At 71.0% G+C, this 14,427-nt stretch carries 11 protein-coding genes; 3 read left to right on the top strand and 8 right to left on the bottom strand.

Going from position 1 to position 14,427, the window contains the following annotated elements:
• Nucleotides 1–109: 109 nt before the first annotated feature.
• The gene (locus OG905_RS32555) at nucleotides 110–886 is read right to left on the bottom strand and encodes an SDR family NAD(P)-dependent oxidoreductase (RefSeq protein WP_328679777.1); all 777 of its coding nucleotides are present in this window, start codon (nucleotides 884–886) and stop codon (nucleotides 110–112) included.
• Entirely contained in the window at nucleotides 883–2,202 is a 1,320-nt protein-coding gene (locus OG905_RS32550; RefSeq protein ID WP_328679775.1) for an enolase C-terminal domain-like protein, read from the bottom strand. Before OG905_RS32550 ends, OG905_RS32555 begins: the two co-directional genes overlap by 4 nt.
• A 258-nt stretch (nucleotides 2,203–2,460) precedes the next feature.
• On the opposite strand from OG905_RS32550, the gene OG905_RS32545 reads away from it, so the two are divergent.
• Complete coding sequence (locus OG905_RS32545; protein WP_328679773.1) at nucleotides 2,461–3,453, top strand: PAC2 family protein; 993 nt, start codon at nucleotides 2,461–2,463, stop codon at nucleotides 3,451–3,453.
• 72 nt (nucleotides 3,454–3,525) lie between these two features.
• Here OG905_RS32545 and OG905_RS32540 read toward each other — a convergent pair whose 3' ends face one another.
• Nucleotides 3,526–4,491 (bottom strand): superoxide dismutase, encoded by a 966-nt coding sequence (locus OG905_RS32540; protein ID WP_328679772.1) that lies wholly within the window; start codon nucleotides 4,489–4,491, stop codon nucleotides 3,526–3,528.
• Nucleotides 4,492–4,764: 273 nt separating this feature from the next.
• Here OG905_RS32540 and OG905_RS32535 point away from each other — a divergent pair, with 273 nt between their 5' ends.
• The gene (locus OG905_RS32535) at nucleotides 4,765–6,537 is read left to right on the top strand and encodes a S8 family peptidase (RefSeq protein WP_328679770.1); all 1,773 of its coding nucleotides are present in this window, start codon (nucleotides 4,765–4,767) and stop codon (nucleotides 6,535–6,537) included.
• Between the two features lie 85 nt (nucleotides 6,538–6,622).
• The gene (locus OG905_RS32530; RefSeq protein ID WP_328679767.1) at nucleotides 6,623–7,093 is read left to right on the top strand and encodes a hypothetical protein; all 471 of its coding nucleotides are present in this window, start codon (nucleotides 6,623–6,625) and stop codon (nucleotides 7,091–7,093) included.
• Nucleotides 7,094–7,166: 73 nt separating this feature from the next.
• On the opposite strand, the gene OG905_RS32525 is transcribed toward OG905_RS32530, so the two are convergent.
• From OG905_RS32525 to OG905_RS32505, 5 genes are all read right to left on the bottom strand, one after another.
• Nucleotides 7,167–10,211, bottom strand: coding sequence for an NPCBM/NEW2 domain-containing protein (locus OG905_RS32525; RefSeq protein ID WP_328679766.1), 3,045 nt, complete (start codon nucleotides 10,209–10,211; stop codon nucleotides 7,167–7,169).
• Between the two features lie 94 nt (nucleotides 10,212–10,305).
• A complete protein-coding gene (mshC, locus tag OG905_RS32520) occupies nucleotides 10,306–11,535 on the bottom strand; it encodes a cysteine--1-D-myo-inosityl 2-amino-2-deoxy-alpha-D-glucopyranoside ligase (RefSeq protein ID WP_328679763.1) in 1,230 nt (409 codons plus the stop codon).
• Nucleotides 11,536–12,257: 722 nt separating this feature from the next.
• Complete coding sequence (locus tag OG905_RS32515) at nucleotides 12,258–13,076, bottom strand: SCO1664 family protein (protein WP_328679761.1); 819 nt, start codon at nucleotides 13,074–13,076, stop codon at nucleotides 12,258–12,260.
• Nucleotides 13,040–13,630 carry a DUF3090 domain-containing protein gene (locus tag OG905_RS32510; RefSeq protein ID WP_328679760.1) on the bottom strand — a complete coding sequence of 197 codons (591 nt, stop codon included), beginning with the start codon at nucleotides 13,628–13,630 and terminating at the stop codon, nucleotides 13,040–13,042. The genes OG905_RS32515 and OG905_RS32510 overlap by 37 nt, the downstream gene beginning before the upstream one ends.
• Before the next feature lie 84 nt (nucleotides 13,631–13,714).
• A complete protein-coding gene (locus tag OG905_RS32505) occupies nucleotides 13,715–14,401 on the bottom strand; it encodes a histidine phosphatase family protein (RefSeq protein WP_328679758.1) in 687 nt (228 codons plus the stop codon).
• Nucleotides 14,402–14,427: the final 26 nt, after the last annotated feature.

Raw genomic sequence — 14,427 nt, 5'->3', positions numbered from 1 at the left:
GGCGTTTGAGGACATGCGGCCGGAGGTCGCATACGGGGGTCCAGGGGGCGAAGCCCCCTTGGTTACGGGAAGGGGCGGGGTGGGGAACAAGCCCCGCGCAGCGGCACGCTCAGTTCGGCGGGCGCAGGCGCAGGCCCTGCATTCCGCCGTCGACCGCGAGGGCCGTGCCCGTGACGGCGGCCGCGGCAGGACTGGCGAGATACACGATGGCCGCGGCGACCTCGTCCGCCGCGACCAGCCGTCCGGTGGGCTGGCGGGCTTCCAGCGCGGCGCGTTCGGCGGCGGGGTCGTCGGCCTGGTCGAGCAGGCGGCCGATCCACGGGGTGTCGGCGGTGCCGGGGTTGACGCAATTGACGCGGATTCCCTCGCGCACATGGTCGGCGGCCATGGCGAGTGTGAGGGAGAGGACGGCTCCCTTGCTCGCGCTGTAGAGCGCGCGCTGGGGCAGTCCCGCGGTGGCAGCGATGGAGCAGGTGTGGGTGATGGAGACATGGCCCGGGCGGCCGGCGGCCGCCCGGCGCAGATGCGGCAGGGCGTGCCGGGCGACGCGCACCATGCCGAGGACATTGATGTCGAGGACGCGCTGCCATTCCTCGTCGTCGTTGTCGGCGACGGTTCCGATGGCGCCGACACCGGCGTTGGAGACGAGGGTGTGCAGCGCGCCGAACTCCGTGACCGCCCGGTCGACCGCGACCCGTACGGCCTCGTCGTCGGTGACGTCGGCCTTGAGGGCGAGGACACCGTCGGGCGCTCCCGCGGTCTCCCGGTCGAGTACGGCGACCCGCGCCCCGCGGCTGAGCAGCAGCCTCGCCACGGCGGCCCCGATGCCCGATGCCCCGCCGGTCAACACCGCGGACAGTGACTCAAAGTCCCTCGGCTGCCTCATGAGTTGACCTCCTCTGTGGCGCGTCGTGCCTCCCAGACAGCCCCGTGCGGATAGGTGTGGGCTGCGATCGACTCGGGCAGCATGCGGGCGGAGAAGCCCGGGGCGCGCGGGGCGACATAGCGTCCGGAGTCGATCACGGCGGGGTCGGTGAAGTGCTCGTGCAGGTGGTCGACGTACTCGATGACGCGGTCCTCCCAGCTGGCGGAGACGGCGACGTAGTCGAACATGGCCAGATGCTGGACGAGTTCGCACAGTCCTACCCCGCCGGCGTGCGGGCAGACGGGGACCTGGTACTTGGCGGCGAGCAGCAGGACGGCGAGGTTCTCGTTGACGCCGGCGACGCGGGCGGCGTCGATCTGGACGAAGTCGACGGCCCCTGCCTGGAGCAGCTGTTTGAACACGACGCGGTTGGCGGCATGTTCGCCGGTGGCGACCTTGACGGGCTGGCCCGCCCGTACGGCGGCGTGGCCGAGGATGTCGTCGGGGCTGGTCGGCTCCTCGATCCAGTGCGGTTCGTACGGCGCGAGCGCGGTCATCCAGCGCACCGCGTCGCCGACGTCCCAGCGCTGGTTGGCGTCCACGGCGATACGTATGGACGGTCCGACGGCGGCGCGGGCGAGCTTCATGCGCCGGATGTCGTCGTCGATGTCCCCGCCGACCTTCAGCTTGATCTGGCCGAATCCGTCGGCGACGGCCTCCTTGGCGAGTCGGACGAGCTTCTCGTCACAGTAGCCGAGCCAGCCCGGCGATGTGGTGTACGCGGGGTAGCCCTCCTCGCGCAGCCGCGCGGCCCGTTCGGCCCTGCCCGGTTCGGCCGCCCGGAGGATGGCCAGGGCTTCGTCGCGGGTGAGGACATCGGTGAGATAGCGGAAGTCGACGAGCGAGACGAGCTCTTCGGGGCTCATCGAGGCGAGGAACTCCCAGACGGGCTGTCCCGCGCGCTTGGCCGCCAGGTCCCAGGCGGCGTTGACGACCGCGCCGGCCGCCATGTGCATCACGCCCTTCTCCGGGCCGAGCCAGCGCAGCTGCGAGTCATGGGTCAGCGCGATATGGAGCGCGGCCAGGTCGGCTGCCGTCCGGGGGGCCGGGCGTCCGACGACAAAGGGGCGCAGCGCCTCGATGGCGGCGGCGGTGACGTCGTTGCCGCGCCCGATGGTGAAGCAGAAGCCGTGTCCCTCGGCCCCGTCGGTCGCGCGCATCACCACATAGGCGGCGGAGTAGTCGGGGTCGGGGTTCATCGCGTCGGAGCCGTCGAGCTGTTCCGAGGTGGGGAAGCGGATGTCGTGAACCTCGAACTCCGTGACGGTCTGCCTCATACACGCACCCCCGTCGGGTAGAACATCGGACCTCTGTCGGTCATCCGATGTATAGCGCCGCTCACGCGCCACCGTCCAGGTCCGGAACCACATTTCTCGTGCACAGCTCGGATGAATCGAGGGGTGAGTACGAGGGTTCTCCGACGTATGCCCTATAGAGCGGAAGTTCACCCTGCCGTGCACGGGGGCTGCGGCCGGGCACCAGGTAAGCCGTAAGGTTGGGGCGTAGACAAGGGAACTTCGGAAGGGAGGCACTGGGTGATCGAGCTCGAGGGGGTACCCGAGCTGATCGACCCGGTCATGGTGGCCGCGTTCGAGGGCTGGAACGACGCCGGCGACGCCGCCTCCACCGCGGTCGCACACCTGGACCGGGAGTGGAAGGGCGAGGTGTTCGCGGCGCTCGACGCCGAGGACTACTACGACTTCCAGGTCAACCGTCCCACGGTGTGGCTGGACGGCGGGGTACGGAAGATCACCTGGCCCACCACCCGGCTCTCCGTGGTCCGCATCGGCGGCGACAAGCCGCGCGACCTGGTGCTCGTGCGCGGCATCGAGCCGTCCATGCGCTGGCGCTCGTTCTGCAACGAGATTCTGGGCTTCGCCCATGAGCTGGGCGTCGAGATGGTGGTGATTCTGGGCGCGCTGCTCGGCGACACCCCGCACACCAGGCCGGTGCCGGTCAGCGGGATCACCTCGGACCCGGACCTGGCCAGGACCATGGATCTGGAGGAGACCAGATACGAGGGTCCGACCGGGATCGTCGGCATTCTCCAGGAGGCCTGCACCCACGCGGGTGTTCCGGCGGTGAGCCTGTGGGCCGCGGTGCCGCACTATGTGTCGCAGCCGCCCAATCCCAAGGCGACACTGGCGCTGCTCAACCGTCTGGAGGATCTGATCGGTCTGCGGATCCCGCTTGGCGAACTGGCCGAGGACGCCCGGGCGTGGCAGCTCGGCGTGGACCAACTGGCCGCCGAGGACAGCGAAGTTGCGGAGTACGTCCAGACGCTGGAGGAGGCGCGGGACACCGCGGAGCTTCCCGAGGCCACGGGCGAGGCGATCGCCCGGGAATTCGAACGGTATCTGCGGCGACGCGACGGCGGTCCGGGGCATGCGACCGACGGCGGCGAGGGCAGTTCGTATCTGCGCGACACCTCCAGCGGGCGCACCCGTCCGCCGATGCCGCCCCGTGCGGAGCCCGATGCCGACGCGGACGGCGATACCGGCGACGAGGACGATTCGTCGAAGGACTGAGTACGGCAATGAGGCACGGATACGAGAAGCGGGGCGGCACCTCACCGGTGCCGCCCCGCTCTCGTACGGTGCTCAGACCTGATCCACCGCTACGGCGTCGTACGTCGTGTCGGGTGTGGGCTCCGCATCGAAGCGGGCGTTGGGCAGATAGATCCGGTCGCCCCAGGCGGCCGCCGTGGTGGGGATCTTGAAGCGCGGATCGGTGATGCGCGCGATCGCCGTGCCTCGGGTGCCCGACTCGTTGAGCCGCAGCACGTCGATGGCGTTCTGCTGCTGTTGTACGACATAGAGCGTGCGGCCGAGCAGCAACAGGCCGTCCCCGTTGGGGAGTTTGGTGTCGCCGATGTCGACGCCGCCGGCGACCCCGGTGCGCGGGTCGACGCGCATCAGACCGCCGCCGCCGGCAAAGGCGTTGACCAACAGCAGCGCGCTGCGGTCCGGTGTGCGCTCGATGCCGTTGGCCGTGAAGCTCGGGCCCTGCTGCCAGTCGCCGGTCAGCGGGACGGTGGTCACCGCGTCTCCCGGCTCGCCGTGCCGGTCCAGTGGAAGCCGGTAGATCTGCGGTGCGAACGAATCCGTGAACCAGGCGGCGCCCGGCGTGAGGATCACGTCGTTGACGAAGGTGGAGTCCGAGCCGACGGTAAAGGTCTTCAGCAGCTTCCCCGAGCGGACATCGGCGACCCGGATCTCCCGGCTCGCGCCGCCGCTGAGGAACAGCAGGCGCTCGCGCCGGTCGATTTTCAGTCCGATCACGGGGTGAGCGGCGCCGCCGCCCTGGCTGATGACGCGTCCACGGCCCGTGGCCAGGCTCGCTCGGTAGATGTCGCCGTTCGCTATCGATCCGAAACAGGCAGAGGGACTCTTTCCGATGGTGATGCCCTCGGGTTGAAAGCCATTCGGCAACGGGAATTGGGTGGGCCATCGCGCCCCGGTGGATTCGGCCGCGCGCGCCACCCCTTCCAGAGGGGCGAGCAGAGCCGCGCCGCCGAGGGCGGCGACCGCCCCGAGAACTCTTCGACGTGCTAAGGGACCGTTCATTTGAGCGTCCTTCCGACACATGTTCCACAGACGCTCTCACCCCAGCACACACCAGGCGACCCTGCAGTGTTTGGCCGAATTGCGGCGTGACATCGGCTTCAAGCCGAAATGCACGGGCTGCCCAACCAGCTTGAATTCAAACGTATTTCGCGCAACGGGGTGGACGTACCGCGGTGTCGGTAGCAGGGTGGCCACCGGCAGCACGGAGCACAGCCACGGAGCACGCACCCGGCACAGACACGGAGCACGCACCCGAAGGGAGCGGTCACCGCGATGACCGATCAGGCACTCCCAGGTCAGGGCCCCGGAACGACGGGCCCTGGACCCGACGGAGCTGGATTCACCTATCAAGGAGCCGAGCCGGAGCTGATCGTCGTCGCCCGGGCCGAGGCCCGGCTGCGCGCCGGCACGGACCGCGTACGGTCGGCCTCCGGGGCGGACATCTCCGCCCTCAACATGTTCCTCAGCGACGAACAGCTCGCCCTGGAGCCGCTGTTCGGCAATGAGGAGCGGACCCGGTCCGCCCTGCCATCGCCGCCCGCCGGGCCCGCCGGACGGGGCACGATGCCGGACCTCTCGCTCTTCTATCGCGTACGGGGCGGGGGCGACCGGGCCCTGGAGCTGACCGCCCGGCTGGCGGCCCTCCCCGAGATCGAGACGGCGTACGTCAAGCCCGGCGCCGTGCCCGCGCGAACGGCACCAACGGGCCCGCCGGCACCTGCCGTCCTGACGGAAGAAGCCAAGCGGCTCAAGGAGGGCGCGCCCGCGACCCCCGACTACACCGGCCGCCAGGGCTATCTGCGGCCCGCGCCCGAAGGAGTGGACGCGTACTGGTCCTGGCAGCGTCCCGGCGGCTCGGGACAGGGTGTCACCGTCGTCGATGTCGAGGGCGCCTGGCAGCTGGGCCACGAGGACCTGGCGGACAGGCTCGCGGGCATCGTCGTCGGCAATCCGGTCCAGGATGTCGCCTGGCGCAACCACGGCACGGCGGTCCTCGGCGTCATCGGTGGCGACCGCGACGAGAAGGGCATCACCGGGATCGCGCCGGAGGCGGTGACCGCGGCCGCCTCGTTCCAGGGCACCGGCTCGGCGGCGGCCATCCACGCGGCGGCCGAACGGCTCTCCCCCGGCGACATCCTGCTCGTCGAACTCCACCGGCCGGGACCGCGGTTCGACTTCGAGGAGCGCGACGACCAGCGCGGCTACATCGCGCTGGAGTGGTGGCCGGACGACTGCGCGGCGATCCGCTGGGCGAGCGAGAAGGGCGTCCTGGTCGTCGAGGCCGCGGGCAACGGCGCCGAGAGCCTGGACGACGCGCTGTACGAGCGCAGGCCCGACGAGTTCCCCGAGTGGTGGCGCAACCCCTTCAACCCGTCGAACCAGTCGTCCGGGGCGATCCTCGTCGGAGCGGGCGCTCCCCCGCCCGGGACGCACGGCCGCGACCACGGTCCCGACCGCTCGCGGCTGGCGTTCTCCAACTACGGGGCGCGTATCGACGCCCAGGGCTGGGGCCGCGAGGTCACCACGACCGGCGGTTTCTGGGACCGGGCGGGTGATCTCCAGGGCGGCGCCGAGGAGATCGCCTGGTACACCGACACCTTCTCGGGCACCTCGTCCGCATCGCCGGTCGTGGTCGGCGCCCTGGCCTGCCTGCAGGGCATCCTCAGGGCGGCACAGCTCGCCGCGATGAACCCCGAGCAGGCGCGCGACGTCCTGCGCAGGACCGGTTCGGCGCAGCAGGACGCCCCGGGACGGCCCGCCTCGCAGCGGATCGGCAACCGCCCCGACATCAAGGCCGCCGTCACCCACCTGATCCCGGCCTCGGTCGGCTCGGGCCGGGCGGAGCGGTACTGGGACGAGCTGATGCCGTATCCCCGTGAACTTCCGCCGCGCATGAGGCTGTTCGTGGCCGGCGCGTGGCGCAACCTCAACCACCCCGCCCCCGACATCCGCCAGGCGGTCCATGCCGCCTTCGCGGGGGGACGGCCGGACGTTCGCGTCTGGTACTCGGACGACGAGGTCGTGGGCCTGGTCGTCGCTGGATGAACCGCCGGATCAACCGCCGGATCAACCGCCGGATCAACCGCCGGAGCAACTGCCGGAGGAAATCGAAAGGGAAGGTGAACATCGCATGAGCACCACCCCGCAGATGAACCCCAGCACCATGAGCCAGCAGTACGGGCAGCAGCAGTACGCGCAGCAGGGCGCGAGCACGGCACCGCCCCAGATGGGCCAGAGCCAGCAGAGCCACATCCCGCTCGCACAGGAGATGCAGCAGCTCAGCCAGCAGCAGCCCTACCAGCAGCTGCTCCAGCAGCTGGCCGGGCAGCAACACCAGCAGCCGCTGGTGCTGCCGGGCGCGGTCGACAGCCAGGCCATCACGAGCGGTATCGCGACGAAGTTCTGGGACGTCGTGACCCCGCTGCCCGGCCAGCCGTCGATCCTCTACCTGTTCATCAACAACGGCTGGCGCCGTCTGGTCAACCCCAACGCGGTGACGCATGACGAGGTCCAGGAGGCCTTCGCCTTCGGGCAGCAGGTCATCGGGATCTACGAGTCGACGAACGACGTCATCCAGGCCGTCATCGTGAACAAGCAGTAGCGGCAACTCCCGCACAGAGGGCGCCGGGTGGGCAAGGGACCACCCGGCGCCCGATCATGCTCCGGCCACGTACCTATGCGCAGCTGAAACGGGCCGCCGCCCAGTCGCCGTGGTCGCCGGTCTTCGAGCCGTTCGTGTCGGTGACCTTCAGCCGCACATGCCGCGCCCCGCCGAGTGGCACATCGACCGGTACGGTCGCCGACGCGCCCGTCACCTTGGGCGAGGTCCACAGCACCTTGCCGTCCGCCTCGACCGAGAAGGCCACCTCCCCATAGCCGTTGATCTCGTCGTCGATGCCGACGTCGGCGGTCAGCGCGGTGCAGCGCCCGCCGAGATAGACCTCGATGTCGGAGTCGGCGTGGGCGCCGATTCCCTTCTCGTACGTCTTTCCCGCCAGGGTCAGCGCGTGCCCGTCGGCCGCGCCCGACTCGCCGTTGCTGCGGTCGCGTTCGGCGGGACCGTAGCCGTTGGCCGCGGTGAGCCAGAGAAGATCGCTCGCCCATGCGTCCGCGACCGGCGGCTGCGGCACCACCCCAACGGCGAACCGCTGGAGTGACGTGCGGTCGGCTCCCGCCGCCCGATGGCGTGCGAGCGCGGTCAGCGTCGCCTCGCCGGGCGTGGCGTCCTTGGCCGGAGTGACAGCCACCTGGACGCGCTTGGTGGTCCCTGCCGGGATACGGTCCACGGCCTGGGCCGGGCTCATCTGCCAGCCCGCCGGGGCGTTCAGCGAGACCTGGACCGCGGTGGCGTCCCGGGTACCCGCCGTGACATCGACGGCGAGGGTGCCCGCGACGCCCGCGCCGAGCTCCTGACCGGCCGGGACGGCGACGGCCGCGGCGGCTCCGGCCACGGCGCCGCCGACGGCGCTGGTGTCCTTCAGCTCAAGACCGAAGCTCCGGTCGGTGCGCAGGGACGGCGTCTTGACGTTCACCACTCCGCCGCGGTCGTCCTGGTCGTACCACCAGCCCTGCGCGGCCTTCTCGTACGCCGCCTTCGAGCTCAGCCTCGGCAGCGCGCGGCCGTCGAGTGCGACCCTGCTGGGCGCGTCGCCGGTGTGCACGCTGAAGCGGTATGGGCGCGTGGCCTGCTTGCCCGTGAACTGCCCCTGGCTCGCGCCGATCCGGACGGTCACATCGCCGGCTCCGCTGCTCGGCGCGTCCACGTCGGCGCGCTGGGTGGCGTACTTCCCCGCGCGGTGCTCGCGGGTGACGCCGTCGTCCTCGTACATCGTGAAGGACGAGCGCCCCTGCGGGTAGATGTCCCAGGCCAGCGGGGAATCGGCGGTGCGGTCCGCGTACGAGCGGATGCCCGGCCACATCGGGACAGCCGCCCCCGCTTTCACGAAGAGCGGCAGTGTGTCGAGCGGCGCGCTGTAGCCGTCGACGGTGACGGGGCCTTCGTAGGTCCGTCCGCTCCAGTAGTCGATCCAGGTGCCCTTGGGCAGATAGATCCCGTCCCGCTTGACGGCGTCCTGGTGGACGGGCGCGACCAGGAAGTCCTCACCGCTCAGGAACTCGTACTTGGCCGCGTCCGTGGCCGCCTTGGGGTCGTCCGGGTACTCCAGGGCGAGCGGCCTGGCCAGTCCCACGCCCGTGCTCGTCGCCTCGTGCGCGTAGGAGTAGATGTACGGGAGCAGGGACTCGTGCAGCTTGAGATAGCCGCGGTTGACGGAGGTGTACGGCTCGCCGTACCGGAAGGGCTGCTTATCGTGTGCCGCCCAGCCGTCCATGGTCATCGTGACCGGCAGGAACATCTTCCACTGCAGATCGCGGGTGTACGTCTTGGGGCTGCCGCCGAAGATCCCGTCCACGTCGCCCGTGGTGTACGCGAGACCGGACATGCTCGCGCCCGCGTAGGTCGGGATCTGCCAGCGGATGTACTCCCAGCTGCCCGACTGGTCGCCGGACCACTGCACTCCGCAGCGCTGCGCTCCCGACCAGCTCTCCGGCGCCCAGGTGAAGCCGCGGGCGTCGCTGTTGTCCTCGATCCCCTTGTGCGCGTCCTTGCAGCCGTCGAGCGCGAACTTGTAGCCGTCGCCGACCCAGGCGACATCGAGTTTGGCGACGCGCTGGCCCGCCTTGACCTGCTCGGCGAGCTTGCCGATGCCGTCCTCGGTCCACAGGCCCATCTGCGTCTTGCGGTCCCGGAGGCCATGGCCGGTCTCCGCCAGGTTCTCGTAGCCGCACCCGTAGCCGTCGTTGACGAGCATCCAGCCGTTGGGCATGTCGTTCTGGACGTAGCCGTCGGCGACCTTGAGGGCGTCGAGGGTGTGGCGCTCGCCGCGGTTGGCATTGTGCAAGTAGCAGTCGGCGTCGCCGATTTCGAGGCCGTAGACGGGCGGCATGAAGGGCTTGCCGGTCAGCCTCGTGTACTGGCCGATGACGTCCTTGGCGCTCGGGCCCGCGAAGTAGTAGGCGTCGAAGCGCTGTTCCTTGGCGGTGGCCGTCACCGGGTCGTCGAAGGCGTACGTATTGGGCGCGTACGTGTTGCGGTAGACGCCGTAACCGGCCGAAGAGAGGTAGAACGGCACGGAGTTGGGGTGCCCGCCGTCATTCCAGTTGTAGTCGACGCCGACCTCGACTCTCTTGCCGCGGTGGGAGGTGTTGCCGCGGCCGTTCTGCATTCCGGCACCGTAGTACTGCTCGTCGGCGCCGCGGGCCAGGGTCTGGGTGGTCCTGTCCTGGTTCCAGGTCAGGCCCTTGGTCTCGGCCCAGAGCCGGGTGCCGTCGGCCCGGTGGAGAGCGAAGCGGAGGGGCGACTTGTACGCCCGCAGTGTGACCTTGGAGGTGCTGAGTTCGTACCGGTCGCCTCTGTCGCGCCAGGTGGTCGCGGGCGGAGCGCCCTGAGGCAGAACGATGTCCGTGCCGGTGGGGTCCGTGAAAGCGCCGTCCGGGGCGAGTTCGATACGGAACGTCTCGGCGGAGACGAAGCTGACGCGGGCGGTGGCGCGGCCGGCGGTCAGCCGGAAGACGGCTCCGTCGTGAGCGAACCCGGTGACGTCACCGACCGTCGTGTCGGCCGGTTCGGCCTGTGCGCCCGTGACCTGCGGCACGAGGGCGGCGAACAGGCCGAGGAGCGCGGCAACGACCGCTGATCTGAAGCGTTTTGGGGATCTCATGGCGCTGTGTGTAACGCGTTGCCGCGTACATGACCATGGACTTGTGTCCGGCCGCTCCTGGACTTATCGAAGCCCGGGAGCGGCCGGAGCGGGTCTACAGGGCTACGCCCAGCAGGGCGTCGACACCGCGCGAGACGAGGCCGGGCGCGCCCTCGTCCGTACCGCCTTCGGACTGCTGGAGCGCGGCCCAGCGGTCGACGGCGGCGAGCGCGGCGGGGGCGTCGAGGTCGTTCGCGAGGGCGTCGCGGATCTCCTCTACGAGCGCGTCGGCGGACGGCCCGTCGGGCCGGGACACGGCCGCGCGCCAGCGGCCGAGCCGCTCCACGGCGTCCCGGAGCACGTCGTCGGTCCACTCCCAGTCGGCCCGGTAGTGGTGCGAGAGGAGCGCGAGGCGTATCGCGGCGGGGTCCACGCCGTCACGGCGCAGCTTGGAGACGAAGACCAGGTTGCCCTTGGACTTCGACATCTTCTCGCCGTTCAGGGCGACCATGCCCGCGTGGACGTACGACGTGGCGAAGGGGTACTCGCCGGTGAGCGCCTGGGCGTGCGACGCGCCCATCTCGTGGTGCGGGAAGGCGAGATCGGATCCGCCGCCCTGCACGTCGAAGCCCATGCCCAGGTGGTCAAGGGCGATGGCCACGCACTCGATGTGCCAGCCGGGGCGCCCGCGGCCGAGGCTGCCGCCGTCCCAACTCGGCTCGCCCTCGCGGGCGGCCATCCAGAGCATCGGGTCGAGCGGGTTCTTCTTGCCGGGGCGCTCGGGGTCGCCGCCGCGCTCGGCGGACAGCGCCTTCATGACGTCGGCGTCGTAGTGGGACACCCCACCGAAGTGCGGGTCGGACTCGACCGAGAAGTACACGTCGCCTTCGAGCTCGTACGCGGCGCCGGCGTCCCGAAGACGCTCGACGAGCGGCACGATGCCGGGTATGGCCTCGACGGCGCCGATGTAGTGCTGGGGCGGAAGCATCCGCAGGGCGGTCATGTCCTCGCGGAAGAGCGCGGTCTCGCGCTCGGCCAGCTCGGTCCAGTCGTGCCCGTCGCGGATGGCGCGCTCGAGGAGCGGGTCGTCGACGTCCGTCACGTTCTGGACGTACTGAACCTGCCGCTTGTTGTCGAGCCACACACGCTGAACGAGGTCGAACGCGTTGTAGGTCGCCGCGTGACCCATGTGGGTCGCGTCGTACGGAGTGATGCCGCAGACGTAGATACGGGCGACGGGACCGGGGTCGAGGGTCACAGGACCACCGGTCGCGGTGTCGTGGATCCGGAGGTCGCGGCCCTTGCCAGGCAGGGCGGGGACCTCAGAAGCGGGCCAGGCATGCATGACACGAGCCTAACCGGACGGCGGTTCCACATACGACCGGGAGTCGGGTCGGGGTTCCCCGGCACCTTTCGGTGCGGGGCGCGGGGTTGCCCGGAGCGGTATCGGTGACCGTCTGGCGCCCGCGCCGGGGTTGCCCAGTGCCGCGGGGTGGCCGTCCGGCGGTGCGGGGCGCGGGGTTGCCCGGTGCCGTGGGCGCGCCGTTTGGGGTCCGCTCCGGGGTAGAGCCGGGACTGCATGATCTACGGCGCGCTTCTGGCGTGCTGTGCGGTGCGGGCGACCCGCGCCACACATCACGCTCCACGTCCCGACTCCACCCGCGCCGCGGCCCCCTTGCCCGGTGCCGCTTGTCAGTCCCCCGGCGACGCGAGGCGGGAGGGGGTGGGTTTCGCGCCGCGAAGTCGCGCGCCGGGAGGCGTTCAGCTCGCGCCGCGAAGCTGGCGCCTCCCGGGGGTGTGGGGGCGTCAGCCCCCACGTTCCCCCTCCTGCCCGGTTGGGGGGCTGGGGGCTTGCCCCCAGTTTCGGGAAGGGGCGGGGTGGGGGAACAAGCCCCCGCGCCCCGAAACCGGCGCCCCGACGTTCCCCTTCCCTCTGGGGACCTGCGGCCCTGCGCCGCGAAGCCGGCGCCCGCGGCGCGGGGCGCGGGGCGGCAGCCCCGCCTCCTCAGGGGTCCGGGGCGCAGCCCCGGTTCGGGAAGGGGCGGGGTGGGGGAACAACCCCCCGCCTCACACCGGAGGCCACGGAATCGCCGGCCACTCCCCCGACGGCACCGGATGCCTCCCCGCCCCCCTCAGCGCGTCCACCCGCCCCCTCAGCGCCTCCACCTCCGCCGCCGTCAGCAGTTGCGCCAGACGGGTGGCCAGCGGCCCGTCGGCCGACAGGGAGTCCGACAGGGACACCAGTGCCGACAGCGTGTCCGCCGGGAGCGGATCCCCCGCCCACCCCCACAGCAGCGTCCGCAGTTTGTCGTCCACGTTGAAAGTGACCCCGTGGTCGATCGCGTACAGATGGCCGTCCGCCGTCGGCAGCAGATGCCCGCCCTTGCGGTCGCCGTTGTTGATCACCGCGTCCAGCACGGCCAGGCGCCGAAGCCGTTCGTCGTCCGCGTGGACCAGCAGCGCCGTACGCCCCTCGCCCACCTCCGCGAAGCCGACCGCCTTCCAGCCCTCGCCCGGCTCCTCGTCCTCGACCAGGGCGAGGAGGGACTGTTCGGGGTCGGCCTCGATCCAGAGCTGGACCATGCCCTGGCCGTACGGGCCGTCCCGCAGGACCGTCGGCGGGACCAGGCTCCACCCCGTTGCCTCGGAGACCTCGTACGCCGCGACCTCGCGCTGCGCGAGCGTCCCGTCGGGGAAGTCCCACAGCGGCCGCTCCCCGGCGACCGGCTTGTACACGCAGTGGGCCTCTTCGCCCTCGTACGAGACGGAGCAGTACAGCACCGCGTTGGACGCCTCGCGGACCCGTCCGCGCACCTTGAGCTCACCCTTGACGAGGAGATCGAGTGCCGTCAGACTCCGCGGCGGTATCCGTTCTGGCGCGGGCATACGTGTCCTTCCGGATCGAGCGGCAGGCTGCACAGCGGGCACGGCGGCCGGCCGGCGTTGACCACGTCCAGCGCGCGTTTGGCGAAGGCCCTGGCCTGCGAACCGCTCAGCCGGACGCGCAGCATCGGCGGGCCGTTCTCCTCGTCCTGGAGCAGCCGCTCCTCGGCCTCGGCGAGGTCCTCCTCGGAGTCCGCGTCCAGCTCGACGAGCGCCTGCGCCTCGACGATCATGCGCTGTTCCTCGCCGTCCCAGGCCAGCGCCATCGTGCCGACCCGGAACTCCTCCTCGACCGGAGCGTCCAGCGGCGCCGTGTCCGAGACGTCGGCGGGCGCTACGGCCGGCACCGGCGCATTGCCCCCGGTCCGGCGTACCACTTCGTCCAGCAACTCGTCGATCCGCTCGGCGAGCGCGGCCACCTGGGTCTTCTCCAGGGCCACGCTGGTGACGCGCCCTGCGGCCGAAGCCTGCAGGAAGAACGTACGGCGTCCAGGCAGCCCGACCGTACCGGCCACGAACCGGTCCGGCGGGTCGTAGAGGAACACCTGACGGGACACGTTCTGTCTCCCTCTGGACGATTGCGGACGGTTGTCGAGCAGGCATACGGGTTTTCGGCCCGTCCACCCTACTGCGCGGATCGATCACGGGGCGCCCGCGCCGCCCCCGACGACTCCGGCCCCGCCACCGCCGTTCCCGCGCGGCACCAGCGAGCCGAAGTCCCCGGTGTCACCGAGGCGCAGGAGAAACGGGCGGGTGCGTGTGTACCGGATCGCGGAGACGGAACACGGCTCCACATGAATCCGCTGGAACAGGTCGAGATGCATGCCCAGCGCGTCCGCCACCAGGGACTTGATGAGGTCGCCGTGCGAGCACATCACATACACCGCGTCCTCGCCGTGCGCGGCCTCCACGCGCGCGTTCCAGTCGCGTACGGCGTCGACGGCCCGCGCCTGCATCGCCCTCATCGACTCTCCGCCGGGAAACTGCGCCGCCGACGGGTGCTGCTGCACGACCTCCATCAGCGGCTCGTCGGCGAGCTCGGCGAGCTTGCGGCCGGACCAGTCGCCGTAGTGGCACTCGCCGATCCGCTCGTCGGTCTGCAGCTCCAGTCCGGGGCGGGCGTCGAGGAGGGGCCGCAGTGTCTGCACACAGCGCTCCAGCGGGCTGCTGACGGCCGCGGCGAGCGCCACATCGGCGAGGCGTCCGGGCAGCTCGGCGGCCTGCGCGGCGCCGCGCTGGTCGAGGAAGACGCCGGGGGTCCAGCCGGCGAGCACCCCCGCGGTGTTGGCGGTGGAGCGTCCGTGGCGTACGAGGATCAGCGTGGCCATGCCCGTCAGCCTAGGCCGACCTGTGC

Origin of the sequence: Streptomyces sp. NBC_00322 (assembly GCF_036147535.1) — a bacterium.
Classification (GTDB): Bacteria; Actinomycetota; Actinomycetes; order Streptomycetales; family Streptomycetaceae; genus Streptomyces.
Note: the sequence above shows the minus strand (reverse complement) of the source record. Positions and strands in the feature narration are given on the sequence as shown.